Here is a 27,000-nt window from a genome sequence, read left to right as displayed (position 1 = left end):
TCGTGAAATCGGTGCTCCCGAGCGGCAGCGGACTGCGCGGCCCCGGCACGATCCGGCTGTGGGTCGGCTTCATCTGCGTATTGCTGTCGAGCAGCGTGCTCGAAGGCCTGCTTGCAAGTGGCGTCGAAACGCAGGCGAATATCAATCGCGGTGGTCGGGCGCTTGCCTTGCTTCTCGTCAATCTGGCTTATCCGGCTGGCGCGATTGCCGTTGCGGCCCTCGTGCTGGCAATGTTCGCGCCGTGGCTCGTCGAGTTCTCGTGGCGCTCCGTGCTGATCTGGTTCGATGAAGCGTTCGGCTTCGATTTACCGAAGAGCTGGCTGACACCACCCGAAAAAAACGAGCGCGAACCGCAGCCGAAGAAGGAACGCCGTGGGCGACGCGATGCATCCGGCTGGTTCGAGCGTCGTGCGCGCGACAAGACCAAGACGACGCGCGAGATCCCCGTGCGCGGCATCGGCGCAGATCGTTTCGATGCCTCGTCCGTGCGCGTGCCGCAGGATGAGCCCACGCTCGGTTTGCCGACCGGCAAGCAACGCGGACGCTATCGGCGGCCTACCGCGTGGCGTCCGCCTTCGATCGGCAAGAGCGGCGCGAATCGCGATCAGGCGTCGGCGAGAAATACCGCGTCGACCAACTATGCCGCCGTGCGTCTCAGCCGATCCTCGTTCGAAGCGGAAAGCGCGTCCGGTCGGCCGATGCCTATCGAGCCGGTCGCGCCCGGTGGATGGTTGAATCCGTCCACGCAGCCGCGCGCCTCGGTGTCGCCAGGCGCGCGGCCGGCACAAGGCGCGAATGGCACGACAGCGTCGGCGCGAACTTCCGCGGGAATGGCTGCGGCTTCTGCGTCGCGCAGTACTGCCTCATCGGTTGCGGTCGAGCCGCGCGGGAATGTTTCTCGGGCGGGTGCGGCTCCGGCTGCATCGGCTGCACTGGCCCGGGGTGGCACCGCTTCAGTATCGGCAGGAGGCAATGCACGCGGTCCGATGCCCGCACAAAGTCGTGCGGGGCAGACTTCGCCCGGGCTCGTGCGGCGCGCGCCGCCCGCTCGTCCGACGGCAACACCGGCCACGCGTGACTTTGCTGGGCGTTCGCTGCCAACGCCCGCCGACGCGCTGGCGCGTTCGGCACTTCCGCCGCTCGAACCACCTCCACCGCCCGAGTCCGTTCAGGCGACGCTGCGGTCTATCGAGGAGAACGCCGCGTTATGGACGTCGCTCGCCGGAACGGGGCTCGCGCGTGAACCCGAAGCGATGGTGGCGGATATGGCCGCAGCGTCTGGCTCGCAAGTCGCATCGCAATCTGCGAGTGACGCCGTGACGCGAGCGCCAACGAGTACGGAACCTGTCGACTTCTCTCCGAAGCCAGCGGACACGTTGATCGACGGCGGTCTGAACGCGAACGGCGCCATTTCAGACGATGCCACCTCCGTTGGGGCAAGCACGCTCGTTTTCTCACGCATGGGAGCCAACGTTGCGTCGCAAGCACCGGCAGCGGTTTCGTTGGAAGCGCCCGCAATGTCCGCTACGCCAACGAGTAAGCGCGAGTCTACGCCGGAGCGCATCGAGCCTGACTTGGTCGAGCCAACGCGTCACACCGAAACGCCTACACCGCCGTGGCTGGACGAGCCGTCATCGTCGCCGAGATACGAGCCACCTCCGCTGCCGTCGTTCCTGCCGATGGACGAGCCGCCGCCGCTCGCGGACGCATTCGACGATGCTCGCGATCAGCCCGCCCCGTCTGGTGCGGATCCCGTGCGAAACGCGACGGCATTGCCTCCCGACGAAACATTCCGAAGCGCATCCACGTTGCCTGGCGACGAAACCGGCCAAAGCGCACCCGCGTTGCCGCGCGACGGCACCGTGCGGCACGCGCCCGCGTCGCTTCGAGATGACTCGATCCAAAGCGCTTCGACGTCTCCCGTCCGCGAGACCGCGCGCGAGGAAGCCCTCGACGCGCCGGAAAAGCCATCGAACATCGTGCGCTTCCCCGTCGCCGTCCCGTTGCAAGAGGCCGAAGCCGAAGCGCCACCCGCCGCAACAACGTCGCCAGCAAGCGCCCCGCGCCCGCCGGTACGCGGCTTCGCGCCCACCGAATTCGAATTCCACGCGCCGCACGCATCCGCAGTTGAATTGCCTACGCTCGATCTGCTCGAACCCGCATCCGAAGACGCCGAACCCGTCTCCGAACAGCAACTCGCCGAAACCGGCCAGCTAATCGAACAACGGCTGCAGGAATTCAAGGTGCCCGTCACGGTCGTCGGCGCATCCGCTGGCCCCGTCATCACGCGCTTCGAAGTGGACCCGGCGCTCGGCGTGCGCGGCAGTCAGATCGTCGGCCTCATGAAGGATCTATCGCGAGGCCTCGGTCTCACGTCGATCCGCGTCGTCGAAACGATTCCCGGCAAAACCTGCATGGGCCTCGAACTGCCGAACGCGAAACGCCAGATGATCCGTCTGTCCGAGATTCTCGAACAGGACGTGTACCGCGCGTCGAAGTCGAATCTCACCATCGCGATGGGCAAGGACATCGTCGGCAATCCGGTCGTCACCGACCTCGCCAAGGCGCCGCACATGCTGGTCGCGGGCACGACGGGCTCCGGCAAGTCGGTCGCGATCAACGCAATGATCCTTTCGCTGCTCTACAAGGCGACGCCTGAGGACGTGCGCCTCATCATGATCGACCCGAAGATGCTGGAACTGTCCGTCTACGAAGGCATTCCGCATCTGCTCGCACCCGTCGTCACCGACATGAAGCTCGCGTCGAACGCGCTCAACTGGTGTGTCGGCGAAATGGAAAAGCGCTACCGGCTGATGTCGGCGGTGGGCGTGCGCAATCTGCAGGGCTTCAATCAAAAAATCCGCGCCACCGAAGCGGCCGGCAAGAAGCTCACGAATCCATTTTCGCTGACGCCCGATGCACCCGAGCCGCTATCGACGCTGCCGCTCATCGTCGTGATCATCGACGAACTGGCCGACCTCATGATGGTCGCGGGCAAGCAAATCGAACAATTGATCGCGCGTCTTGCGCAGAAGGCGCGCGCGGCCGGCATCCACCTGATTCTCGCGACGCAGCGGCCTTCGGTCGATGTCATCACGGGTCTCATCAAGGCCAACATTCCGACGCGCGTGGCGTTTCAGGTGTCGTCCAAGATCGATTCGCGCACGATTCTCGATCAGATGGGCGCGGAATCGCTGCTCGGCGCAGGCGACATGCTGTTCCTGCCACCCGGCACCGGCTACCCGCAACGCATACACGGCGCGTTCGTCGCGGACGACGAAGTGCATCGCGTGGTCGAATATTTGAAGCAGTTTGGCGAGCCGGAATACGAGGAAGGCATTCTGTCCGGGCCGACGTCCGAAGGCGCGTCGCCAGACCTGTTCGGCGAAACGCCCGAGGCCGAAGCCGACCCGCTCTACGACGAAGCCGTCGCGTTCGTGTTGCGCACACGGCGCGCCTCGATTTCGTCGGTGCAGCGGCAACTGCGTATTGGCTATAACCGCGCGGCGCGGCTCGTCGAGCAGATGGAAACGGCCGGGCTCGTCTCCTCGATGGGCAGCAACGGCAATCGCGAAGTGCTCGCACCGCCTGGCCCGGCCGACTAAGCGTATTTACCAGAGCCGCAAGCGGCGCAACAGGAAGATCGTGATGGCGGCGCAGCCCGCCATCACGCCGACCACCACCCAGAACGAAGCGGGATTGTGCGTGCCCGGCAAGCCCGCGACGTTCATGCCGAAGATGCCCGTCACGAGCGTGGCGGGCAATAACAACGCGGACATGATCGCGAGCCACAAGAGCTTGCGGTTGATGTCCTCGGAAAGCAGCGCGGCGATTTCGTCCTGCAAGAGTTTGGCGCGTTCGTAAAGTCCTTCGAGCCCGCCGCCCAATCCGTTGAGCACCTGAATGGCTTGCACGAGCGCTTCCATCGAGCGCGGTTCGGCCCATTCAAGCCGGCGTGTCACGAGTTGCGTAAGCGCGTTACGCTCGGGGTCGATAAAGCGCTTGACCTCCACCAGCCGCCGCCGCACCACGCCGAGTTCGACGCGCCAGTTCGAATGGCCGCCTTCGAGCACGCCCTCTTCGACATCGTCGAGACGGTCGCCGATTTCATCGATACGGTCCGCGAAGGTCTCGTTGAGCGCGCGGATCAGACCCGCGAAAAGATCGACGGTATCGCGGAACATCGCGCCTTCGAGCACGGCATGACGCAGCCGGTCGGTCGACTGCAAGGGACGCGCGCGCACCGTAATCATGCGGTTGCGGTCGACGTAAAAGCGCAACGCGCCGGTCGCGCGAATCGCCTCGCGTGCGCCCGGCTCCGCGCCCGCGGGCGTCGCCGCGACGAGCTCCAAGTCGGCGACGACGCCGTACATGAAATTCGGTCCCATGTGCACGCGCGGACGTTTGTCCTCGCCGTTCAGAAATTCGCGCGCGACATCGGGCATGGAACTCACGCCTTCGAGCCAGCCTTCGACGGTATCGTCGTTGGCCGAGAGATGGAGCCACGTCGGTCCGTCGCCCGTGATTGCATCGCGCGCTTCGTCCCACGAAAGCCGCAGCGCCTGGCCGCCCGCAAAGCGAAACGCGCTGATGAAGCCGGGCGGCGCCGCTTCGTTCTTGTCAGGCTGCGGGCCCGGTTCGGGACGCCCGGCGCGGCCGGAAGTGTAAGTCGTGTTCAATCTTGCTTTCCCTGCAATTTCCGTTGTCTTTCGATTTCATCAGGATACCTTTCGGTTCCAAATGCCAGGCTGCGCGAGCCGACGCAGCATCGTACTAGAACTCGTGGCGGCCCCGGAAGAACACAACGCCGCCGTGGCCATCGGTTGCACGGGCCGCATGAGAAGCGCGAAGACCGTGCACAGAGATGAAACCGTCACGGCTTCGCGTCGCGGTCACGTGACGAAAGTCTGGAACGGACCATTGCCGCGATCGACAACGACACCGCGCAAACTTCTCAAGACGGCGAGACGAACTTGAAATCGACCGGCGAGCCGATAGAAAGCCGCTTCGGGTCCGATGCCAGTTCGCCCGATGCCGGATCGCGCCGGAAGAAGAACGCGCTGTCGCTGTCCTGATTTCCGACGATGAGCCAGCGCCCGCTCGGGTCGATCGCGAACTCACGCGGCGTCTTGCCGAGCGTCGGATATCGTTTCAAGAGCTTGAGATGGCCGTTGTTCGGATCGACCGCGAACGCGACGAGCTCGTTCGCGTCGCCACGATTGGTCGCATACAGAAAGCGTCCATCGGGCGACAGATGCACCGCGCCGCCGCCGATCTTGCCTTTGAAGCCGGGCGCGGTCATCGGCACGCTCTGCGTTTCGCTGAGTTTGCCGTCGCGATAGTTAAAGACGAGCACCGACGCGTTCATTTCGGTCGTGAGATAAGCATGCTTGCCGCTGGCATCGAAAATCAGATGCCGTGGGCCCGAACCAGCCTTGATCGGCGTGTAACGCGCATCGGTCGGACCGAACAGGCCGCGGCTGCCATCGGGCGTGTAGCGGTACGCGAACACCTTGTCGACGCCCAGGTCTTGCGTGAAGAGATATTTGCCATCGGGCGAGAACACGGTCGAGTGAACGTGCGAGTTGTCCTGCCGCCCTTTCACGGGCCCGTTGCCTTCGTGATGCACCGTCAGCACGGAGGTGCCGACGTGACCATCGGCGTTGATCGGAAACACCGCGAAGCTGCCGCCGGGATTGGCCGCCACCGAGTAATTGGCTGTCAGCAAATATTTGCCATCCGGCGAGAGCGCGAGGTAACACGGGTCGTTGCCATCCGCCGACACGCGGTTCAAAAAGCTCAACTGGCCGGTTGCGCGGTCGAAGCGAAACGCGCTGATGCCGCCGCGTTGCGAAGCCGGGCCGTTGTCGCCGGGCAGTTCGTTTACGGCATACACGTAATTGTGATCGCGACTCACGACGAGATACGACGGGTTCACCGTCTGCGCCGACGCGACGCGCGTCAGCTCGCCATTGCCGGTATCGAAGCGATAAACATAGATGCCTTCGCTCTTGCCGCCGCCCGTGTAAGTGCCGATGAGCAGATCGAGCACCTCGCCGCCCGATGAAACCGCAGCGCCACTGGCGCCCGCGGCCGGCGTCGCGCTTGCGGGCGTCTGCGCCACGGCATGCGTGGCCGCGATCGACAGGATCAACGCGAAACCCCGGGCCCACCTACGCGGCTCGAATGAAGCCAAGAGCGAACTCGTGAGCGTATTCTGTAGCGGGCGCGGCACTTGCGACGTGCGTCTCGCCGCGACGGCGGACAACCGTTCCGGCAACGGATGGCTCGGGTGCATGAAAGCTCCTCATCGTCTTCTGATGCTTGTTATCGAGGGCGATGCGCGAACGGCTGCGGCATCGTCTGGCTGGCGTGGCGCGAGCAAGTTTTGCTCCCACCGTGCCACCGGGCAAACCGCAACAGGCTAAACCCAACCATTCGAACCAACAACAAAAAGGAGTTGCTGCGATGAACATTCACGTAAGCCTTGGGCCGCTGGTGTCGCTGATCGCCGGGATTCTCATCCTCGTGATGCCGCGACTGCTGAACTTCATCGTCGCGATCTATCTGATCGTGATTGGACTGATCGGGCTATTCGGCATGGGCTCGGCGCATTTCTGACGAACGCATGCGCGCGGCTTGAACCGCGCGCATGTCCTAGGACTGGACGCGAAAGTCTTCGCGTTTCAACCGTTGGCGAGTTGATCCAGCCGCAAGCGGCCTTGCAGGGACAGCGCGCCTACCGCGACGCCCGCCGCGTCGAAGGAATAGCCGCTGAAGCAGCCGCGCTCGGTGAGAAAGACAGCGGCGGTTTCCATCGCGTTGCGCGACAAACCGAGATGCCCGGGATCGAGCGCGAGCAAAGTGTCGGGCTCGCTCAACCGGCTTGCTGCGGAAAGAATGGCGATGCAGTCAGCTTTCGACGGATTGTGCATGGTGTCCTGTTCCCCGAAATCACGAAGTGATGAACCGGTATGCGACGTGCGAAGCGTGAGACCGTGGTGCGAAAGAAGGTTCGATGACAGCGCGACATGGCCCCGACGCGCAGTTGAACGACGCGACCTGAAGGCCGTTCGTAAGACTTCATTTAAACATTGGCCGATCGTTCCGGCAAGCTTTCATCGGCGAGTCACGCGGGCGTTTCCGCCAGCCCTGCGGGACGCGCCGTTGCCGCCGCGATAGAGGAGCGTTCGCCCGGTTTCCTGCTCACCGTGAACGAATGCGGCAGAATGCGGCCAGACCAAGGGTTTGCGTTTTGCGTCTTACATGTCTGTGTCGTTCTCATTCCAACCCTCGGCGCTCTTGGGCGCCGCCAGCAGGAAGATGTCCGCATGCCAGCATTGATCGAAGATTACGCCATGGTCGGCGACGGCCACACCGCAGCACTTATTTCCCGTGACGGTTCCGTAGACTGGCTCTGCTGGCCGCGCTTCGACTCAGCCTCGTGTTTTTCGGCGTTGCTCGGCACACCCGAACATGGCCGATGGCTGCTCGCGCCGGAAATGCCCGACGGTAAAGCGCCGGTCATCCGGCGTCGTTATCGCGAAGACACGCTGATCCTCGAAACCGACTTCGAGACGCCCGATGGCGCGGTGACGATCGTCGACTTCATGCCTTCGCGCAACGGTCATTCGGAACTGGTGCGCATCGTCGTGGGCAAACGCGGCTCGGTGCGCATGAAGATGGAACTGGTGCTGCGCTTCGACTACGGCTCGGCGATTCCGTGGGTCAGCCGCCTGCCCGACGCAAGCGGCATTCGCGCGATTGCCGGTCCCGACCTCGCCGTGCTGCGCACGCCCGTGGATCTCGTCGGCGAGAACATGCGCACGACCGCGTACTTCGACGTTGGCGCGGGCGAACGCGTGCCCTTTTCGCTGTGCTATTCGCAATCGCATTTGCGGCTGCCGCCCGCGCACGATCCGCACACGCAACTCGCACGCACCGAAAATTACTGGCGCGAATGGTCTAGCCAAAGTGAACTCAAGGGTAAGTGGGCCAGCGCCATACGCCGTTCGCTCATTACGCTCAAGGCGCTGGCGTATGAGCCGACCGGTGGCATCGTTGCCGCGCCGACAACGTCGCTACCCGAACAGCTCGGTGGCACGCGCAACTGGGATTATCGCTATTGCTGGCTGCGCGACGCGACCATCACGCTGCTCGCGATGATGCGCGGCGGCTACTACGACGAAGCCCGCGCCTGGCGCGCGTGGCTGGGCCGCGTGATGGCGGGTTCGCCCGATCAGGTGCAGATCATGTACGGCATCGCGGGCGAGCGGCGTCTGCCCGAATACGAGATTCCCTGGCTGCCGGGCTACGAAGGCGCACAACCGGTGCGCATCGGCAATGGCGCGGTCAATCAGTTGCAGCTCGACGTCTATGGCGAAGTGATGAACGCGTTGCATCTCGCGCGCGTCGGTGGCCTGCAAAGCGACGAAACCGCATGGTCGATCCAGTGCGCCATGCTTCAGCACCTGGACACCGTCTGGGAGATGCCCGACGAAGGCATCTGGGAAGTGCGCGGCGGCCGCAAGCACTTCACGTTCTCCAAGGTGATGGCGTGGGTGGCCTACGACCGCGCTATTCAATCGGCGGAAAAGTTCGATCTGGAAGGTCCGGTGGATCATTGGCGCGAGATGCGCGCGCGCGTGCATGCCGCCGTCTGCGCGAGAAGCTGGAATCCGCAAATCAATTCGTTCACGCAGACGTATGACGGCGATGCGCTCGATGCGAGCCTTCTTTTGATCCCATTGCTCGGCTTTTTGCCGCCCGATGATCCGCGAGTGGCCGGAACCGTACATGCAATCGAAACCACTCTGACGCACGATGGGCTGGTCAAGCGCTATCACACGACCGAAGTCGCCGATGGTCTGCCGCCTGGAGAAGGCACGTTTCTGGCTTGTAGCTTTTGGCTGGTCGACAACCTCGCGCTGCAAGGACGGCTCGATGAGGCGCATCAGATGTTCGAGCGTCTCGCCAGCCTCGCCAACGACGTAGGCCTTCTGGCCGAGGAGTACGACACGATAGCGAAGCGCATGGTTGGCAACTTTCCGCAGGCGTTCACGCACGTGGCGCTGGTGCACACCGGCATGAATCTGATGCGGCACGAAGAAGAGATGGCCGAAGCGACGGGTCAACCTGCTGGTGACTCGAAAGACGGGAATCTCAAGGCAAATCCAGCACTGGAAGCCGCGATGGCCAAGAAATAGGCAAAGTCGTGTTTGGAATACGAATGCCATGCAGTTAAGATTGGTGCAACGCACAAAATTTAACTGTTGCGCGTAGCGAAGCAAAAGCTGGTATTTTTAACCGTTTAGTGGAATCGTGCGTTTGTTGCGCAGAAAATTCTGCTTCGGCTCAAGCTCCGAACCGGGCGTGTCGTTAAATGCCCAGAAGTTGCCCAGTATCAAGCATCAGACGTTAGTAGTAAGGGAAGAGACAGTGCCTCGCGTGCGGCGACAGCCCGCCGCACGCGGGGATTATCGAGCGTCGTTGAGCCTGATCGCCGGAAGTCTTGCCGGGATCGACACGCAGACCGGTTTTTCACGGGGCAACCATGCTCTACCAAATCCACGAAGTTCAGCGGGCCATGTTGTCGCCCCTCACCGCCTGGGCCCAGGCCGCATCGAAGTCGTTTGTGAATCCGGCGAGCCCGCTTTCCTATGTTCCCGGCGCGAGCCGTTTTGCCGCCGGCTACGAATTGCTGTACCGGCTCGGCAAAGACTACGAAAAGCCGCAGTTCGACATTCACCAGATCGTGAAGGACGGCCATAACATCCCGATCGTCGAGCAGACGGTTGTTGAAAAGCCGTTTTGCCGTCTGCTGCGCTTCAAGCGCTTCGCCGACGACAGCGCCACCGTCACCAAGCTGAAGGACGAGCCTATCGTGCTGGTGTGCGCGCCGCTTTCCGGGCACCATTCAACGCTCTTGCGCGACACCGTGAACACGCTTTTGCAAGACCATAAGGTGTACATCACCGACTGGTTGGACGCGCGCATGGTGCCGGTCGAAAATGGCGCGTTCCATCTGGACGATTACGTCGAATACATTCAGGAGTTCATCCGCCATATCGGTGCGAAGGACCTGCATGTCATTTCGGTGTGTCAGCCGACCGTGCCGGTGCTTGCCGCCATTTCGCTGATGGCGAGCCGCGGCGAGGACACGCCGCGCACCATGACCATGATGGGCGGCCCGATCGACGCGCGCCGCAGCCCGACATCGGTCAATTCGCTCGCCAACGAGCACTCTTACGAGTGGTTCGAGAACAACGTCATCTATACGGTGCCGGCGAATTATCCGGGCGTGGGCCGCAAGGTGTATCCGGGCTTTTTGCAGCATGCGGGATTCGTCGCGATGAATCCGGAGCGCCACCTTACCGCGCACTGGGACTTCTATCAGAACCTCCTTCGCGGGGACGACGACGACGCCGAGCAGCATCGCCGTTTCTACGACGAGTACAACGCCGTGCTCGACATGGCCGCCGAGTATTACCTGGAGACCATCCGTATCGTGTTCCAGGAGTTCCGTCTTGCCGATGGCACGTGGGACGTGAACGGCGAGCGCGTGCGCCCGCAAGACATCACGGCGACGGCCCTGTTCACCATTGAAGGCGAACTGGACGACATCTCCGGCAGCGGTCAGACACGCGCCGCGCACGATCTCTGCACGGGCATTCCCGCGCAGAATCAGCGGCACTTCACGGCGGAAAAAGCTGGTCACTACGGCATCTTCTCCGGACGCCGCTGGCGCACGATGGTGTATCCGCAACTGCGCGAGTTCATTCTCGAACACGACAAGGCGCCGAAGAAGGAAGCCGTGCCGGCCTGAGATTCAGTGACCGAGTTCGACTACGCGCCGGTTCATAGAACCGGTTCCGTAAAAGACGAAAAGTCGCGCCTGTTTCCAGGCGCGACTTTTTTATTGCCCGCGTGTCAGACGATTAACGACGCGTCAAAAACGCCAGCAGCAATTCCGTATTCATCCGCACCATTTGTTCGCGCTGCGACGTTTCGCTAAAGTCGAGTCCAAATGTGGCTTCGAGCGTAAATCGATTCGATACGATGTAGTAGCCGAGCCCCGACAGCGTGATATAGAACTTCAACGGGTCGACATCGTTTCGAAAAAGCCCCGCTTTCTGGCCGCGATCCAGAATTGCGGTGACCGTTTCGAGCATGGGCGAGATCAGTTCGCGCGTGCGATTCGAGCTCTTGATGTATTTCGCCTCGTGCAGGTTTTCATTGTTGATCAGCCTCAGCAATTCCGGATGATCGCGGTAGTAATCCCAGACAAAATGGGCAAGGCGCGTGATGGCCTCGATGGGCGCCACGCCGTCGAGGTCGAGCGTGCGCTCGGCTTCCACCAGCGAGCCGAGGGCGTGCTCCAGCACTGCCGTGAAAAGCTGCTCTTTACTGCCGAAGTAGTAATAGAGCATGCGTTCATTGGTTTCGGCCCGGCGCGCGATCTGATCGACGCGCGCGCCGAACAGTCCTCCCGCTGCAAACTCTTCTGCAGCAGCCAGCAGGATACGGCGACGGGTGCCTTCAGGATCTCTTTTGATTTTCGGCTGATTCATGGTGGCATGATTCAGGAGCCGCGTTGTCCGGATGAGCGTCACGCGGCCCGCGTTTGGGTACATGACGTGAACGGGCGCTGCCCATGGTTATTGGGGAACACCGTCCTGCGGTCAAACGGTAAAGCGCTTTGATTATGCGCACATCGCCACGTCATTGGCAATTGGGATTAAGCGTTCGCAGCACGACTATTTGCGACTTCGGCGATAATGACGCCTAAACCCGAGCGCGTACCGTCGTCAAAAGCGGAATAAGCGCGCCGAATGCAGGCAGCGAGCAACCGTCATACGTGTTTGATTGTGGTCGAGCCGTTCTTGCGCTCCTCCCTGCCTCGACTCCCCAAGCCATATCGCGACCCCTTCGTGACCGTTATCGTTTCAAAGACGCTCGCCGAGCGCATTGAAGATTTGCTGCCGCAGACCCAGTGCACCAAGTGCGGCTATCCCGCCTGCCGGCCTTATGCGGAAGCCATCGCCGCGGGCGATGCAAACTACAACCAGTGCCCGCCAGGCGGCGCACAAGGCATCGCGCGGCTCGCTCGATTGCTCGACAAGCCCGTGATTGCGCTCGACACCACGCATGGCGTTGAACGTCCGCGTCCCGTTGCCGTGATCGACGAGAACGTGTGCATCGGTTGCACGCTTTGCATGCAGGCGTGCCCTGTCGATGCAATCGTCGGTGCGGCGAAACAGATGCATACGGTCATTCCCGAACTGTGCACGGGTTGCGATCTATGCGTGCCGCCCTGCCCCGTCGATTGCATCACGATGATTCCCGTGACCGGCGACGCCACCGGCTGGAATGCGTGGTCTCAACCGGAAGCCGACGCGGCGCGCGAGCGTCACGACCGGCGCGTGGCGCGCGACGAACGTGAGCGCGCGGCGGCCGAAGCGCGTGCATCGGCACGTCGGGCGCAAGCGGCGGCATCTTCCGCACAGCCTGAAGCAGCCGCAAGCGCCGCCGCGCAAGCCGACGACCCCGAAGCCAGGAAACGCGCGATCATTCAGGCCGCGCTCGACCGCGCACGCAAGAAGAAGGAAGAGATGGCGCACGCAGGCACCGGCCCGAAGAACACGGACAACGTGAGCCCCGCCGTGCAAGCGCAGATCGATGCCGCCGAGGAGCGCCGCCGGCGGCTCGCCATGCAGGAAGACGCGAACAACGATCCCCCTAACTCACGATGAACGCCAAAAAGCGCCGCGCCATCTTCGAAACGTTGCAAAGCATCGACCCGGAACCGAAGACGGAGCTCGAATACACGACGCCATTCGAACTGTTGATCGCCGTGATGCTTTCGGCGCAAGCCACCGATGTCTCCGTCAACAAGGCGATGCGCAAGATGTTCCCCGTCGCCAACACGCCTGGGAAAGTGCTTGCGCTCGGCGAGGAAGGCGTGACGGACTATATCCGCACGATCGGGCTGTATCGGACCAAGGCGAAGAACGTGATCGCGACGTGCCGGATGTTGATCGAGCAACACGGCGGCGAAGTGCCCGACAATCGCGAGGCGCTCGAAGCGCTGCCAGGCGTCGGACGCAAGACAGCGAATGTCGTGCTGAATATTGCGTTCGGGCAAGCGACCATTGCCGTCGACACGCATATCTTTCGCGTCGCCAATCGGACGGGACTGGCGCCGGGCAAAGACGTGCGCGCGGTCGAAACCGCGCTGGAGAAGTATGTCCCGGTTGAATTTTTGCAGCACGCGCATCACTGGCTGATCCTGCATGGGCGATACGTCTGCAAGGCGCGCGTGCCGGAGTGCTGGCATTGCGCGATCGAGCCGCTTTGCGAATATCGGCCGAAGACGCCGGCGCCGGTGGTTTGAATCGCCGGGCAGCCAAGCGCCAATTGCCCCAGCGCTCAAGCAGAACTCCTGCCCCTAGCTCTACAATAGCGGTCTGAATCCCGCAATCGAATCAATACCTTATGTTCAACCCTAGCCGCGACGAAGTTCGTCAGTTCTTCACCGAAACCTGGCGCAAGGAGCGCGCGAGCGAGATTCTCACGCCGCTCGAAAGCATGGCCGCCGACTGGATGCGCGAGCATCCGGAATATCACGACGCGCTCATCGATCCTGAAGCACAAGGCGCGGACTATTCACCCGATCGCGGCCAGAGCAACCCGTTTCTGCATCTGTCGATGCATCTTGCGATCACCGAACAGTTGTCGATCGATCAGCCGCCTGGCATTCGTCGAGCGCACGAGCGACTGGCCGCGCGGCTCGGTTCCACGCACGAGGCGCAGCACGCCATCATGGAATGCCTCGGGCAGGTGATCTGGGAAGCGCAGCGCAGCAACACGCCGCCAGATACTGACGCATATCTCGCGCTCATCGAGCGTCGAGCTTCAAAGGACTAACTTCGCCGGACTAAACATCTTCGAAGCCGCGCGACAAAGCAAAACACCCCGCTCAATGCGGGGTGTTTCGTTTGATGCGAACGAACCGAAGCGCGCTTACTTCTTCAGCACGAGGTTGCCATCGAGCGATTCGATATAAGCCGCGAGATCCTTCAGGTCGCTCTGCGACAGGTTCTGCACCTGCGCCGCCATGATGGCGTTGTTGCGGCCGAAATTCGGATTTCCGCCGCCAATCTGATACTGCCGTAGCGCCCAGTAGATATAGCTCGCGTGCTGACCCGCGAGACGCGGATACTCGCCGCTCACTGGTTTGTTGAGGTTGGGGCCGTGGCAGGCCGAGCAATTGTGGCTCTCGGACAGTGCCTTGCCGTTGCCGACGTCCGCCGCGTGCGCAACATTCAACGCCGCCATGCCGATGAGCGCCGCTGCCGCGCATGCCGCCTTGAAGCTTGTGTGGAGTGCCTGAGAGGGCATCATGAATTCTCCTGTGTCCATGCAATACCGGATTGCCGTATCAACGTCGGCGCATGAGTGCGCGCGCGTCGCATCGAGTCAAACGCTAAAAAGCACGGATCACTTGTCGGGATTGTTCTTCGATTGGGGAGTTTGCGCGGCGTAGTACGCGGCAATATCGGCGATGTCCTGATCGGACAAGGTAGTCGCGATGGCGCGCATGGTGTCGAAGTGGCGGTCGCCCTTCTTGTAGGCATGCAGCGCATTGGCGATGTACTGCGCGTTCTGACCGCCGAGCATGGGCACTTCATAAACTTCGGGATACGCCGTGCGATAGCCGGGTATGCCGTGGCAGCCGATGCACATCGCGACCTTGCCCTCAGCGGCCTTTGCGTTGCCCACGACGTCGGCCGACGCCTGGGTCGCGAAGCCGGCAAGACCCGACAGCGCTGCAATCACGGCACATTTGCCGACAAAATTGTTCATAGCTTCTAACCTAGCATGAGGGGAAATCCGGCGCGCTTCTACCGCCTGGGGCCAAGGCCGCGCCGAGCGCATCACAACCTTCTCGGGACTGTTTTCGCTATTTAGCCACGCAGGCCAAAAAAATCGGGCTAATTGTACCGCGCGACCTCCCCACCGTCCACAAGGGGAGATCGCGCGAAAGCCCTGCTGACAAGGGGAATCGGCTGAAAAGCAGCCCACCCGCCTGCGACAATTGGTCCCTGCACAAACATTCCGATTGACTTCGCCCGACTTCGGATGCAGGTCCGGCGCGCGTGCTCCGGCGTGCCTGAAGCGGCTCACACGATACCCCGGCAAGCCCCGATGCCAAAAGGTCTTCTGACTTATACTGGGATTTTTTTCCTCACCGGACTTCGTCATGCGTTTCGAAGGCTCATCGCAATACGTCGCGACCGACGACCTCAAACTCGCGGTGAACGCCGCGGTGACGCTGCAACGCCCGCTCCTCATCAAGGGTGAACCCGGCACCGGCAAGACCATGCTTGCCGAGGAAGTGGCAAGCGCGCTCGGCATGCCGCTCCTGCAATGGCATATCAAGTCGACCACCAAGGCCCAGCAAGGCCTCTACGAATACGACGCCGTCTCGCGCCTGCGCGACTCGCAACTCGGCGACGAGCGCGTGAAAGACATCCGCAACTACATCGTCAAGGGCGTGCTGTGGCAGGCCTTCGAAGCGGATCGACAGACGGTGCTCCTGATCGATGAGATCGACAAGGCCGATATCGAGTTTCCGAACGACCTGCTGCGCGAACTCGACCGCATGGAGTTCTATGTCTACGAGACGCGGGAACTCGTGAAGGCGCGGCATCGCCCGCTCGTCATCATCACGTCGAACAATGAGAAGGAACTGCCCGACGCGTTCCTGCGCCGCTGCTTCTTCCACTACATCAAGTTCCCGGATGCGCAGACGATGAAAGAAATCGTCGAAGTGCATTACCCAGACATCAAGCAGGAGTTGCTCGCCGCCGCGATGCAGAGCTTCTTCGAACTGCGCAACGTGTCGGGCCTGAAGAAAAAGCCGTCCACCTCCGAACTGCTCGACTGGCTGAAGCTGCTTCTCGCCGACGACATCCCGCCTGAAGCGCTGCGCTCGACTGATCAAAAGCAGATCGTGCCGCCGCTGCACGGCGCGCTTCTGAAGAACGAACAGGACGTCGCGCTATTCGAGCGGCTTCTGTTCATGAACCGCAACAACCGCTAACCAAGCCCTGGAAAAAGCACGCATGAGCCGCTGGATCGAACCCGTCACGCTCGAAGGCGAGCACGTCAAGCTCGTGCCGCTCACCGTCGAACACGAAGCCGCGCTCACGGCCGCTGCTTCCGACGGCGAGTTGTGGAAACTCTGGTACACCTTCGTGCCGTCGCCCGACAAGACGCGCGCATATATCGATACGGCGCTCGACATGCGCGACCGTCTTGGCGCGCATCCCTTCGCGGTGATCGATGCGAAGACTGGCGATGTCGTCGGTTCCACGCGCTATTTCGCGGTCGACGAAACGCATCGGCGGCTGGAAATCGGCCATACGTGGTATGCAAAGCGCATGCAGCGCACCGCGCTCAACACCGAAGCCAAGCTGCTCTTGCTCACGCATGCCTTCGAAAGGCTCGATGCCATCGCCGTCGAGTTCCGCACGCATTTCATGAATCACCGCTCGCGTGCAGCCATTGCGGGGCTTGGCGCGAAGCAGGACGGCATTCTGCGCAACCATCAGATAGGACGCGACGGCGTGTTGCGCGATACCGTCGTGTTCTCGATCATTCAGTCGGAATGGCCCGCGGTGCGCGCGCATCTGAAGCATCGGCTCGACCGCTGATTCACCTCGCTATGGAGAGCGCGCCATGCTGATCGACTTTTTCTACTCGCTGCGCGACGCGAAGCTGCCCGTCTCGGTCAAGGAATACCTGACCTTGCTCGAAGCGCTGAAGGCCCAGGTCATCTCGCCCTCGCTCGACGAGTTCTATTTCCTCGCGCGCATGGCGCTCGTCAAGGACGAGAAGTACTTCGACAAGTTCGACCGCGCGTTCGGCGCGTACTTTCATGGCATCACCGAGTTGCCCGACGAAGCCTTCGAGGTTCCGCTCGACTGGCTCAAGAAGCGGCTCGAACGCGATTTCACGCCGGAAGAGAAAAAGCGCATCGAGGCAATGGGCGGCATCGATAAACTGATGGAGCGCCTGAAGGAACTGCTCGACGAGCAAAAGGACCGCCACGAAGGCGGCAACAAGTGGATCGGCACGGGCGGCACGTCGCCATTCGGACATGGCGGATACAACCCGGAAGGCATCCGCATTGGCGGCGATTCGCCCGGCGAGCGCAGCGCGGTCAAGGTGTGGAACGAGCGCGCCTATGCCGATTACGACGATCAGGTGGAAATCGGCACGCGCAACATCAAGGTCGCCTTGCGACGCTTGCGCCGCTTCGCGCGCGAAGGCGCCGCGGACGAACTCGATTTGCCCGACACCATTCGCAGCACGGCAGCCAACGCCGGCTGGCTCGATCTGAAGATGGTGCCGGAGCGCCACAACAAAGTGAAAGTGCTGATGCTGCTCGATGTCGGCGGCTCCATGGACGATCACATCAAGCGCGTCGAAGAGCTTTTTTCGGCGGCGAAGGCCGAGTTCAAGCATCTCGAGTTCTTTTACTTCCACAACTGTGTGTACGACTATCTGTGGAAAAACAATCGGCGCCGGCATGCCGAACGCACGCCGACCTTCGACGTGCTGCATAAATTCACGCCGGACTACAAGCTGATCTTCGTCGGCGACGCCACCATGAGTCCCTACGAAGTGCTGCAACCGGGCGGCTCGGTCGAATACAACAACGCCGAAGCCGGCGCGGTGTGGCTGCGGCGTCTTGCCGATCAGTTCCCGCATCATGCGTGGCTGAACCCGGAGCCCGAGCGGCTGTGGGAATATCGCCAGTCCGTTTCCGCGATCCGCCATGTCCTCGGCAACCGCATGTACGCGCTCACCATGGCAGGCCTCGAAAGCGCGATGCGCGCGCTGTCCAAATAACCATCCACCACGCATGAACGTCTCTTCCTCCACGCCCGCCCCGCTTCGTCCGCTTGCCGATACCTCCCTTTCCGCCATCGTCGCCGGCTTCGTCGCGATGATGACCGGCTACACCAGTTCGCTCGTGCTGATGTTCCAGGCGGGCCAGGCCGCGCATCTGTCGGACGCGCAAATTTCGTCGTGGATCTGGGCGCTTTCCATCGGCATGGCGCTGTGCACGATCGGCTTGTCGCTGCGCTATCGCGCGCCTATCGTCGTCGCGTGGTCGACGCCGGGCGCGGCCTTGCTCATCTCGTCGCTGCCGAACGTGGCGTATGGCGAGGCGATCGGGGCGTTCATCGTGTGCGCGGTGCTCCTGACCGCGGTCGGCGTGACGGGCTGGTTCGACACGCTCATGAAGCGCATTCCGTCGGGCATCGCCGCAGCCTTGCTTGCGGGCATTCTGTTCGAAATCGGCATCGAGATTTTTCGAGCGGCGCAAATGCAGACGGCGCTCGTGCTAGTGATGTTCTTCACGTACCTCATCGCCAAGCGCCTGGCGCCGCGTTACGCCATTCCGGCGACGCTCATCGCCGGAATCGCCGTCGCGGGTTCGCTCGGACTGCTCGACTTTTCGCGCTTCCATGTGGCGCTCGCACACCCCGTTTTCACGATGCCGTCGTTCTCCGTCTCGGCAATCGTGAGCATCGGCATTCCGCTCTTCATCGTGGCGATGGCCTCGCAAAACGTGCCAGGCATCGCCGTCTTGCGCGCCGACGGCTACGACACGCCTTCCGCGCCGCTCATTTCGACTACCGGCATCGCTTCCTTGCTGCTCGCGCCGTTCGGCTCGCACGGCGTCAATCTCGCGGCGATCACGGCCGCCATCTGCACCGGCCGCGAAGCGCATGAAAATCGCGACAAGCGTTATACGGCGGCGGTCTGGTGCGGCGTCTTCTATCTCGTCGCGGGCACGTTCGGTGCGACCATTGCGGCGCTGTTCGCGGCGTTCCCGAAAGCGCTGGTCGTTTCGGTCGCGGCGCTCGCGCTTTTCGGTTCGATCATGAGCGGACTCGCCAACGCCATGCACGACGTGCGCCAGCGCGAGCCGGCGCTCGTCACGTTCATGGTGACGGCTTCCGGGCTGACCCTGCTGTCGATCGGCTCCGCATTCTGGGGTTTAATCGCGGGCGTCGTGACGCATCTGATCCTTAATGCGCGCCGGCCGAGCGCCTAAAATGACGGTATCGGCCGGCATTATCTGGCCGAGACATTGCAACTACTTCTGCATCACCGTCATGTCTCTGATCGACAAATTACTGGCGCGCGGCATCTCCGCCGGCGCGACAAAGCGCAAGACGATCGTTCGCGTCCTGCTCGACGACACCGGCACCGTCCAGGATGTCGTGCTCAAAAAAAGTTGCGGCGATACGGCCAAGGACGCGCGCGCCCTCAAGGAAGTACGCGCCATGCGCTTTCCACGCGGGCAGATCGGTTCAGGCACGGTGCGGCGCTGGCACGAGCTGGCGTACAGCATCGAGTGACCGCGCTGTAAGGAACCGTGCCGTGCAGCTCCGGTCGAAGCCGGGCATGCCGCGTGCGCGCTTTCAAGCGTGAAACCCGTGCGCGGGACTAGAATGATGAAGTGAGAAATCAGGGGCGCGCCGCAGCCGAAGCATCGCATGCGGCGTCGCGTTCAAGGGCAAACCGCGGGCCACCGCAATTGACAAGGCGCATTGCGCCGACAACTCGACATGACATCCGCTCTCGACCAGCTCAAGCAATACACCACCGTCGTCGCCGATACCGGCGACTTCCAGCAATTCGTCGCGTTCAAGCCGCAGGACGCCACGACCAATCCGTCGCTGATCCTGAAGGCCGTGCAGAAGGACGACTACAAGCCGCTGCTCGAGAAGACCGTCAAGGAGCACAAGGACAAGCCGATGGGTCAGATCATCGACAATCTGCTCGTCGCGTTCGGCACCGAGATTCTGAAGATCATTCCGGGCCGCGTATCGACCGAAGTCGACGCACGCCTTTCGTTCGACACCAAAGGCTCAATCGACAAGGCACACGAAATCATCAAGCTGTACGACGCAGCGGGCATCTCGAAGGACCGCGTGCTGATCAAGCTGGCGTCCACGTGGGAAGGAATCCGCGCGGCCGAGGTGCTGCAAAAGGAAGGCATCCACTGCAACATGACGCTCTTGTTCTCGCTGGCGCAAGCCGTCGCGTGCGCGGAAGCCGGTGCGCAACTGATCTCGCCGTTCGTCGGCCGCATCTACGACTGGTACAAGAAGTCGGCGGGCGCCGAATGGGACGAAGCGAAAATGGGCGGCGCGAACGATCCGGGCGTGCAGTCGGTGCGCCGCATCTACGCGTACTACAAGAAGTTTGGCTACAAGACGGAAGTCATGGGCGCGAGTTTCCGCACGGTGAGCCAGATCACGGAACTCGCGGGTTGCGATCTCTTGACCATCAGCCCCGATCTCCTGAAGAAACTCGCCGACAGCGACGAGAAGGTGGAGCGCAAGCTCTCCGCGGATTCGGTCAAGAACGAGAACGTCGAGAAGATCAGCGTCGATGAGCCGACCTTCCGCTTCCTCGTCAACGACGACGCCATGGCCACCGAAAAACTCGCGGAAGGTATCCGCGCGTTCGCTGCCGATGCAATAAAGCTCGAAAAGCTGATTACCGCGCTTCAATAAGCCGGGCGCTTCCCCGCATGCAGTACAACAAAATGGCGCACTCACACTGCGCCATTTTGTTGTCATGGGTCAGTGTTTCTGTAAACGCACTATTCCCGTTTATTTTGACCTAAATTGACCTTTTCCCAGTTTCCATAAACGCGCGTTGCAATAGACTGCGAGGCTCTGAGGCAAAACGTAAGAGCTTAAAAAGTCAGTCATGCAACTCGATACTTATGTGTTCTTCAACGGCGACTGCGCGGACGCGCTCGCTCTCTACCAAACCGCACTCGGCGCGGAGATTCATGCGCTGATCCGCTTTCGCGACACGCCCGACAGCGCGAGCGTTCCGCGCGAATGGCAGGACAAGGTCATGCACGCGCTCTTCAGCGTGGGACCTAACGCCATCATGGTGTCGGACGGCCAGTTCGGTCAGCCGTCGAAGGCTTATCAGGGCTTCACGCTGTCCATCGCCGCCGACGACGCGGCTTCCGGCGAACGCATGTTCAACCAGCTCGTCGAAGGCGGCGAAGTGCTGACCCCGTGGCAGGCCACGTTCTTCACGGCAGGCTTCGGCATGCTGAAGGATCGTTTTGGCGTGCCCTGGCTCATCAACGTGGTCAATACCACCGAGGAAGCACCCGCGCAGGCGTGACAGCCCGCTCACTGAAGGCGCGAGACGAGCACAGTCAATCGTTGAGCGGCCGTGCGCCTTCTATGTTCCACTGCCGCTCGATCTCACTCAGTCGCAAGCGCAGGCGTTCCACCTGCTCCGCAAAACGCATGGCGAGCCAGTGCATGCCCTGCGTCGATAAATCCCTTTCGTTCGCTTCTCCTGGCATCGGCGTGAATACGGTCAGGTCCACGCTTCGGTGCAAAAGACCCACGCGCCCGAAACGCAGCGCGCGCGACATGCGCAGCAGCTTGTGCCGCGCCTCCTGCTCACGCGGCGTGCAGTCGATGCCGAAATTCTCCACCGCCGACGAAGCCAGCATTTCCAGTGCCGCCAGGATCGAACGATGCAGGCGCTGAATCTCCTCTAGCCGCGCAATTGGCACATGTGTTTCCTTTGCGACCGATTCCATCAAGCCGCGCGCCTGCACGAGACGCTGGCTCATCGCGAGAAAGCGCCGCGTGGTTTCCTCGGGCAACAGCGGCTTGCCATCGAGCAATGCGCCGTAAAGCCGCGCGCATTCGCGCAGGTTGTCCGCCAGCCGATAGCGCCACGAATACGTTGCGTACTGCGGCAGCACGAACGAGAACGCCAGCGCGATGGCAATGCCGATCATCACATTGGCCGTGCGCCACAGCCCGACATCGAAGGAAAGATCGCCATGACCGGAGACGATGACCATTGTGATCGCGGTCAGCAGCGCGACATAGCCCGCCTTGCCAATTGCGTAGTAGGCGCACGCGCCCGCGAACAGGGACATTAGAAAGAAAAACAGCAGGAGCGAGCCGAACAGCGCATGCACGAGGATCAGAAAGAGGCCGATGCCCGCGCCGAGCGCCGTACCCAGTGCCCGTTCGACGGCTTTCTTGCGGATATTGCCGTAGTGCTGCAAGCCGCCGATCACGACCAGCAGCGACACCGACGCCCACACGCCATGCGGCACGTTGATGCCGGTCGTCACCAGAAACGAGGTTGCCATGCCGAGCGCGACGCGCACCGCGTGGATCACGTTCGCATGCCGGTATCGAAAATACGGCGAAGCGAGCCCGTGCATGAGCCGCCTTGCCTGCATGCGCCGGGGTGACACGGAAGTCTGTAAGGGCATGGTCGCTCGTGGTCCGAAGTCGAAACGCCCGCAACAGCCGGAAGGCGGTTACGGGCGTTCAGGGTATCAAACGCGGAGAAATCGCGCGATCAACCTTCCACGATGTCCAGATAATCTTCCGGACGCGTACGGTCATCCGAACGTTTGAGGCCGAGCGCGCGTACCAGCAGGCTCACGACGATGGACACCACGAGATTGACGATCAACGCCCACACCGCCGCATAGCCCGGCACGGCGTAGCCGAACATATGCACCGTGAAGATCGAGCCCTTGAGCTGCAGCGACACGGCCATCCACGTACCCGTGCCGATACCCACCGCCCAGCCGATCAGCAGACCGCGATGATCCAGCACGCGCGTATAGAGACCGAGCACGAGCGCGGGAAGCGTCTGGATGATCCAGATGCCGCCGAGCAGTTGCAACTGGATGGCATAAGTGAGCGGCAGCGCGAGAATGAACACCACCGCGCCCACTTTCACGATCAGCGAGACGAGCTTGGCGACGTTGGTTTCTTGCTCGGGCGTCATCGACCGGTTGACGAACTCGCGATGCACATTGCGCGTGTAGAGGTTGGCCGCCGCGATCGACATGATCGCCGCGGGCACCAGCGCGCCGATGCCGATGGCCGCGAACGCCACGCCTACGAACCACGACGGGAAGTAATGCAGAAAGAGCGCCGGCACGGCGAAGTTCGCGCCATAGGCCTTGAAGTACGACGCGTATTCCGGCATGTCCTTCACGCCCGAGGCAAGCGCCATGTAGCCGAGCAGCGCGAGCAGCCCGAGCACGAGCGAGTACGCGGGCAACAGTGCCATGTTGCGGCGAATGGTGTTGCCCGAGTTCGACGAAAGAATCGCCGTCACCGAGTGCGGATACAGGAACAGCGCGAGCGCCGAACCCACCGCGAGCGTCGCGTACGCGCTGTAGCCGTTGAGGCTCGCGGTATCGGGCGCCTTCAAGAGCAGCTTGGCGGGCGGCACGACCCCGAAGATGTGCCCGAAGCCGCCGAGCTGCGCGGGAATGATGATCATCGCGGCGATGATGGTGATGTAGATCAGGACGTCCTTCACCACGGCGATCATGGCGGGCGCGCGCAGGCCCGAGGTGTACGTGTAGGCCGCGAGAATCGCGAACGCGATGATGAGCGGCATGTCGCCGAGCAACCCTTGCGTCGAAAAGCCGAGCGCGCCGATCACCACTTCGATGCCCACGAGTTGCAACGCGATATACGGCATGGTCGCGACGATACCCGTCACGGCGATCGCCAGCGCGAGCATGCGGCTGTTGTATCGTGCATGCACGAAGTCGGCGGCGGTTACGTAGCCGTGCCGCTTCGCGATACTCCACAGCTTCGGAAACACGACGAAGGCGAACGGATAGATCAGGATGGTGTAAGGCAGCGCGAAGAAGCCCGTCGCGCCCGCGCCGAACACGAGCGCCGGCACGGCCACGAAGGTGTACGCGGTGTAGAGATCGCCGCCGAGCAGGAACCACGTGACGACGGTTCCGAAGCGCCGGCCGCCCAAGCCCCATTCGTCGAGCTGGCCGAGATCGCCCTTGCGCCAGTGCGCGGCGATGAAGCCGAGAATCGTCACGCCGACGAAGAACAGGACGAAGACGAAAGTCGCGGTGAGATTCATCATCGCGGGGCTCCTTGTCGGGGCGTGGCACGACCCGAGGACAGCGCCTTGGTCTTCTTATAGACGACGGCCGTGATGACCGCGCTGATCAGCACCCACAGCAACTGATACCAGTAAAAAAACGGAAAGCCCCACAGAACCGGCTCGATCTTGTTGTAAAACGGCACCCAAACCACGCCGATCCACGGAAGGATCAGAAGCCAGAGCCAATGCTTGTTGCGTGGTTGTCCTGTGCCGGTCGCAGCTTCGTGAGCCATGACGGTCTCCCTATTGTTTTGAGCATTCGCTTTGGACGCGGCCAGGCGAGGACGGTCGGTCGCTCGCTCGAAAGGCCGGTTGCCATCTTGCATGGCACGCCGCTGAAAGCGCCCCGAAATAACAGGAGGAGTATATGGACCGAAAAACGCGGGTCAAGCAGGGGGAATCCCGACTAATCCCCTGATAAGAAATGAGATCGTAAAAATCGCCGGGATGGCCTGCCTGGATTGGCTGGATTGGCTGGAGCGGATCCGAGGATCAGATGGTGAACGAACCGGTCATCGGCAGCTTCGCGATTTCGGCCAGGCCTTTTACCCACTTGCGCGCGGGCAGGCCGAGTTGCGCTTCGATCAGCCTGGCGCGGGCTTCGAGCGCGGCGAACGGCACGTCTAGCGCGGGACCGGCGAAGGCGAGCGCGATACGGTTGCCGTCGTGTACTTCCGGCAGCGCGATCACGCGATGGGCGAATGCCTCGTTCAGATGCCGCATGTTGCGCACGAAGCTCGGGTGATCGCCGAACAGGTTGATCGTGACGACGCCCGCATCCGGTGTGAGACACGCCCGGCACGCGCGATAGAACGACACGCTGTCGAGCACGGGACCGCGCGCGCTGGCGTCGTAGATATCGATCTGCAGCGCGCCGATGGTGCCGTGGTTCGCGCGGTCGTTGACGAACTCCCACGCGTCGCGTTCGGTGACGGTGAGGCGCGCGTCGTCGTACGGAAGCTCGAACATGGCGCGCGCGGCGATCACGACCGCCGGATTCAACTCGACCGCTTCGACTTGCGCGCGTTTCAGGAAGCGATAGCAGAACTTGGTGAGCGCGGCCGAGCCGAGCCCGAGTTGCACGATGCGCGCCGGCGTCTCGATGAAAAGCAGCCACGCCATCATCTGCTGCGCGTATTCGAGTTCGAGGTGATCGGGCTTTTTGATGCGCATCGCGCCCTGGATCCATTCAGTGCCGAAGTGCAGATAACGCACGCCGCCCTCTTCCGAGAACGTCACGGGCGCGAAGCGCGGCTTACGCGGCGCGTCGATGCGCGGCGCGTTGGCGAGATCGTCGTCATCGCCCTTGATGCGGCGGCGGTCTTGTTTCGCCGCGTCCTTGTTGCGGCCGAACGCGCGTGCTTCGGCGGATGCGCGCTTGATCAGATTCTTCATTGTGTGCTGAGAATGTCGCGCCAGACGCGCAGTTTTTGGTCGAACGAGAGCATAGCATTGGCCGCGCTCGACGAAGGCAGCACGAGCGTCGCGTAACCCGCGGCGCTCGCCTGCGCCTCGAAGCGGCCCGAAGTCTTGCCGTTGAAGCAGACTTTCCCGAGCGCGGGAAAGCGCGTGTGAAATGCGTGGAAGTCGTTCGCGGCGGCGTTGCGGATTGCGCTGTCGAGGCTGCCCTGGCGCTCGCATGCGGCGAGCACGTCCCATAAGCCGATCCGATGAGCAAGCAGGCGTTGCAGACGATTCTCGTAGCTGAATTCATGCAGCGGTTCGCCGATCACCGCGCCCACGAGCCGCCAGAATTGATTGCGCGGATGCGCGTAGTACTGCGTCGCCGTCAGCGATGCGACGCCCGGGAAGCTGCCGAGAATCAGCGTATGCGTGGCGCGGTCGGCCACGGGCGCGAATCCGGTCAGCGTCATCGGGCTTTCTCGTCCGCGACGCGCTTCGCATGCGAACTCAGGTGCTCGAACGCCCGCGCATGCTCACGATGATGAACACCCCGCGGTCTTGCCGATTCCGCGAGCCGGGCCCAGAGCGCATCGAGCATGCATTCGGTGACCATGAGCGGCGCGCCGTGGCGCAGGAATACCGAGCGGCGCGCGTGCAGAGCATGTCCGGGCGGCGTTTCGCGCAAGGCCAGCGCATGGAGCGGATGCCGTGCGGTGACGACGCGGCTTGCGAGTACGGAACGGGACACGCTGCTGTCGCTGTAGAGAAGTTCGGCGAGCGGGCGGGTGCGCAGGCGGCGCATCGATTGCCAGATGCCCGTGCTGTGCGACAGCGCGACGATGCTGTGCGCAACTACAACTGCGACGCCATCGACCTTCAACGCGACTTCGCGCGTCCACACCGGCGTGCGCGGCGTGACGCCGAGCGCTTGCCATTCGTCAAGCCACGGCGCGGCGACGCATTCGCGCGTCACTTCCACAGTGACTTGTCCTAGCGCGCGCAAGTGCGCGGTCAGGGAGCCGCCGCGTGTGAGCCAGTCTTTTTGATGCCCCGTAAGCGATGCGAGCGGCGCGCTGCGCCAATGGCGGTCGACGGGATCGGTGCAGGTCAGCATGGCGTTGATTATAAAACCGTGCTTGCCCTTCGGACAAATCGTATGGAATGGCGGCGCGCAACGCAGCACACTGAATTGCAGACCGTGGATTTCACGATCAGCGCATTTATAAAAGGATATCTAAATGTCTAAAAACACAAAGCAGACGTCGAACAAGGTGGCGCATCTGGCATCCGAGACGCTTCATGATCCGAAAGCATCGGAGATCAAAAAGAGTCTTGCCGCGTCGGCTCTATCACAGGCCCATAGCGCGAAGCAAACAAGCGGCGCGATGGAGCACAAGGCAAGCGAAGTGCTGAAAAGCCCGAAGTATTCGAAGGAAACGAAGACGCTAGCTGCTTCCGTGCTCGCCCAGTCCAACAAGGAGCGCAAGTAAAAATACGCGCTGCCGGTCCGTTCCGGCAGCGCGCATCCAAAGGTCGAGACTTCAAGCGCACCAACGACAACGCTTTAGT

27 protein-coding genes are annotated in these 27,000 nt (G+C 62.1%); 15 read left to right on the top strand and 12 right to left on the bottom strand.

Annotation, left to right across the window (positions count from 1 at the left end; all coding sequences use genetic code 11):
- Positions 1-2 precede the first annotated feature (2 nt).
- Positions 3-3,605: a DNA translocase FtsK gene (locus QCE79_RS04575; RefSeq protein ID WP_404989024.1), complete on the top strand. Its 3,603-nt coding sequence runs from the start codon at positions 3-5 to the stop codon at positions 3,603-3,605.
- 6 nt (positions 3,606-3,611) lie between these two features.
- Here the strand turns inward: QCE79_RS04575 and QCE79_RS04570 are convergent, their stop codons facing one another.
- Positions 3,612-4,679, bottom strand: a complete 1,068-nt coding sequence (locus QCE79_RS04570) for a transporter (protein ID WP_244827518.1) — start codon at positions 4,677-4,679, stop codon at positions 3,612-3,614.
- A gap of 275 nt (positions 4,680-4,954) precedes the next feature.
- Entirely contained in the window at positions 4,955-6,298 is a 1,344-nt protein-coding gene (locus tag QCE79_RS04565) for a lactonase family protein (RefSeq protein ID WP_309842188.1), read from the bottom strand.
- A gap of 170 nt (positions 6,299-6,468) precedes the next feature.
- On the opposite strand from QCE79_RS04565, the gene QCE79_RS04560 reads away from it, so the two are divergent.
- On the top strand, positions 6,469-6,621 hold the full coding sequence (locus QCE79_RS04560) for a DUF3096 domain-containing protein (RefSeq protein WP_244827516.1): 153 nt from the start codon (positions 6,469-6,471) through the stop codon (positions 6,619-6,621).
- Positions 6,622-6,686: 65 nt separating this feature from the next.
- On the opposite strand, the gene QCE79_RS04555 is transcribed toward QCE79_RS04560, so the two are convergent.
- Complete coding sequence (locus QCE79_RS04555) at positions 6,687-6,935, bottom strand: hypothetical protein (protein WP_309842186.1); 249 nt, start codon at positions 6,933-6,935, stop codon at positions 6,687-6,689.
- A 396-nt stretch (positions 6,936-7,331) separates the two neighbouring features.
- Between QCE79_RS04555 and QCE79_RS04550 the strand changes: the two genes are divergently transcribed.
- Both QCE79_RS04550 and QCE79_RS04545 read left to right on the top strand, forming a co-directional pair.
- Positions 7,332-9,206 carry a glycoside hydrolase family 15 protein gene (locus QCE79_RS04550; protein ID WP_309842184.1) on the top strand — a complete coding sequence of 625 codons (1,875 nt, stop codon included), beginning with the start codon at positions 7,332-7,334 and terminating at the stop codon, positions 9,204-9,206.
- A gap of 347 nt (positions 9,207-9,553) precedes the next feature.
- Positions 9,554-10,825 carry a polyhydroxyalkanoate depolymerase gene (locus tag QCE79_RS04545; protein WP_309842181.1) on the top strand — a complete coding sequence of 424 codons (1,272 nt, stop codon included), beginning with the start codon at positions 9,554-9,556 and terminating at the stop codon, positions 10,823-10,825.
- Between the two features lie 112 nt (positions 10,826-10,937).
- Here the strand turns inward: QCE79_RS04545 and QCE79_RS04540 are convergent, their stop codons facing one another.
- Positions 10,938-11,570: a TetR family transcriptional regulator gene (locus tag QCE79_RS04540; RefSeq protein ID WP_244828000.1), complete on the bottom strand. Its 633-nt coding sequence runs from the start codon at positions 11,568-11,570 to the stop codon at positions 10,938-10,940.
- Between the two features lie 261 nt (positions 11,571-11,831).
- On the opposite strand from QCE79_RS04540, the gene rsxB reads away from it, so the two are divergent.
- From rsxB to QCE79_RS04525, 3 genes are all read left to right on the top strand, one after another.
- Complete coding sequence (gene rsxB, locus QCE79_RS04535; RefSeq protein ID WP_404989022.1) at positions 11,832-12,752, top strand: electron transport complex subunit RsxB; 921 nt, start codon at positions 11,832-11,834, stop codon at positions 12,750-12,752.
- Positions 12,749-13,393 carry an endonuclease III gene (gene nth, locus QCE79_RS04530; RefSeq protein ID WP_244827511.1) on the top strand — a complete coding sequence of 215 codons (645 nt, stop codon included), beginning with the start codon at positions 12,749-12,751 and terminating at the stop codon, positions 13,391-13,393. Before rsxB ends, nth begins: the two co-directional genes overlap by 4 nt.
- A gap of 101 nt (positions 13,394-13,494) precedes the next feature.
- Positions 13,495-13,926, top strand: a complete 432-nt coding sequence (locus QCE79_RS04525; protein ID WP_250464171.1) for a DUF1841 family protein — start codon at positions 13,495-13,497, stop codon at positions 13,924-13,926.
- Between the two features lie 96 nt (positions 13,927-14,022).
- On the opposite strand, the gene QCE79_RS04520 is transcribed toward QCE79_RS04525, so the two are convergent.
- Both QCE79_RS04520 and QCE79_RS04515 read right to left on the bottom strand, forming a co-directional pair.
- Positions 14,023-14,403, bottom strand: a complete 381-nt coding sequence (locus tag QCE79_RS04520; RefSeq protein WP_244827509.1) for a c-type cytochrome — start codon at positions 14,401-14,403, stop codon at positions 14,023-14,025.
- Positions 14,404-14,499: 96 nt separating this feature from the next.
- Positions 14,500-14,865 carry a c-type cytochrome gene (locus QCE79_RS04515; RefSeq protein ID WP_061121774.1) on the bottom strand — a complete coding sequence of 122 codons (366 nt, stop codon included), beginning with the start codon at positions 14,863-14,865 and terminating at the stop codon, positions 14,500-14,502.
- 397 nt (positions 14,866-15,262) lie between these two features.
- Here QCE79_RS04515 and QCE79_RS04510 point away from each other — a divergent pair, with 397 nt between their 5' ends.
- The 7 genes from QCE79_RS04510 (at position 15,263) to QCE79_RS04480 (ending at position 21,240) form a co-directional block, all read left to right on the top strand.
- Positions 15,263-16,105, top strand: a complete 843-nt coding sequence (locus QCE79_RS04510; protein WP_244827508.1) for a MoxR family ATPase — start codon at positions 15,263-15,265, stop codon at positions 16,103-16,105.
- A 22-nt stretch (positions 16,106-16,127) separates the two neighbouring features.
- The gene (locus QCE79_RS04505; RefSeq protein ID WP_309842171.1) at positions 16,128-16,718 is read left to right on the top strand and encodes a GNAT family protein; all 591 of its coding nucleotides are present in this window, start codon (positions 16,128-16,130) and stop codon (positions 16,716-16,718) included.
- A gap of 25 nt (positions 16,719-16,743) precedes the next feature.
- A complete protein-coding gene (locus tag QCE79_RS04500) occupies positions 16,744-17,919 on the top strand; it encodes a VWA domain-containing protein (protein ID WP_244827506.1) in 1,176 nt (391 codons plus the stop codon).
- Positions 17,920-17,932: 13 nt separating this feature from the next.
- Positions 17,933-19,135 carry a benzoate/H(+) symporter BenE family transporter gene (locus tag QCE79_RS04495; RefSeq protein WP_250508804.1) on the top strand — a complete coding sequence of 401 codons (1,203 nt, stop codon included), beginning with the start codon at positions 17,933-17,935 and terminating at the stop codon, positions 19,133-19,135.
- 1 nt (position 19,136) lies between these two features.
- Positions 19,137-19,442, top strand: coding sequence for an energy transducer TonB (locus QCE79_RS04490; protein WP_250464169.1), 306 nt, complete (start codon positions 19,137-19,139; stop codon positions 19,440-19,442).
- A 210-nt stretch (positions 19,443-19,652) separates the two neighbouring features.
- Complete coding sequence (gene tal / locus QCE79_RS04485) at positions 19,653-20,606, top strand: transaldolase (RefSeq protein ID WP_244827503.1); 954 nt, start codon at positions 19,653-19,655, stop codon at positions 20,604-20,606.
- A gap of 199 nt (positions 20,607-20,805) precedes the next feature.
- A complete protein-coding gene (locus QCE79_RS04480) occupies positions 20,806-21,240 on the top strand; it encodes a VOC family protein (protein ID WP_309842166.1) in 435 nt (144 codons plus the stop codon).
- A gap of 34 nt (positions 21,241-21,274) precedes the next feature.
- Here the strand turns inward: QCE79_RS04480 and QCE79_RS04475 are convergent, their stop codons facing one another.
- The 6 genes from QCE79_RS04475 to QCE79_RS04450 form a co-directional block, all read right to left on the bottom strand.
- Positions 21,275-22,363: an FUSC family protein gene (locus QCE79_RS04475; RefSeq protein ID WP_250492088.1), complete on the bottom strand. Its 1,089-nt coding sequence runs from the start codon at positions 22,361-22,363 to the stop codon at positions 21,275-21,277.
- Between the two features lie 89 nt (positions 22,364-22,452).
- Positions 22,453-24,003 (bottom strand): monocarboxylate uptake permease MctP, encoded by a 1,551-nt coding sequence (gene mctP, locus QCE79_RS04470; protein ID WP_244827999.1) that lies wholly within the window; start codon positions 24,001-24,003, stop codon positions 22,453-22,455.
- Positions 24,003-24,260, bottom strand: a complete 258-nt coding sequence (locus QCE79_RS04465; protein WP_244827500.1) for a DUF3311 domain-containing protein — start codon at positions 24,258-24,260, stop codon at positions 24,003-24,005. Before QCE79_RS04465 ends, mctP begins: the two co-directional genes overlap by 1 nt.
- A gap of 259 nt (positions 24,261-24,519) precedes the next feature.
- A complete protein-coding gene (locus QCE79_RS04460; RefSeq protein ID WP_309842161.1) occupies positions 24,520-25,422 on the bottom strand; it encodes a spermidine synthase in 903 nt (300 codons plus the stop codon).
- Complete coding sequence (locus tag QCE79_RS04455) at positions 25,419-25,901, bottom strand: DNA-deoxyinosine glycosylase (RefSeq protein ID WP_309842158.1); 483 nt, start codon at positions 25,899-25,901, stop codon at positions 25,419-25,421. Before QCE79_RS04455 ends, QCE79_RS04460 begins: the two co-directional genes overlap by 4 nt.
- The gene (locus tag QCE79_RS04450) at positions 25,898-26,545 is read right to left on the bottom strand and encodes a chorismate lyase (protein WP_309842154.1); all 648 of its coding nucleotides are present in this window, start codon (positions 26,543-26,545) and stop codon (positions 25,898-25,900) included. The genes QCE79_RS04455 and QCE79_RS04450 overlap by 4 nt, the downstream gene beginning before the upstream one ends.
- Positions 26,546-26,669: 124 nt before the next feature.
- On the opposite strand from QCE79_RS04450, the gene QCE79_RS04445 reads away from it, so the two are divergent.
- Positions 26,670-26,921, top strand: a complete 252-nt coding sequence (locus QCE79_RS04445) for a hypothetical protein (RefSeq protein WP_250492084.1) — start codon at positions 26,670-26,672, stop codon at positions 26,919-26,921.
- Positions 26,922-27,000: the final 79 nt, after the last annotated feature.

This window comes from Caballeronia sp. LZ003 (assembly GCF_031451465.1).
Classification (GTDB): domain Bacteria; phylum Pseudomonadota; class Gammaproteobacteria; order Burkholderiales; family Burkholderiaceae; genus Caballeronia.
The sequence above is the reverse complement of the archived record's forward strand: the minus strand, read 5'-3'. Positions and strand labels throughout refer to the sequence as shown.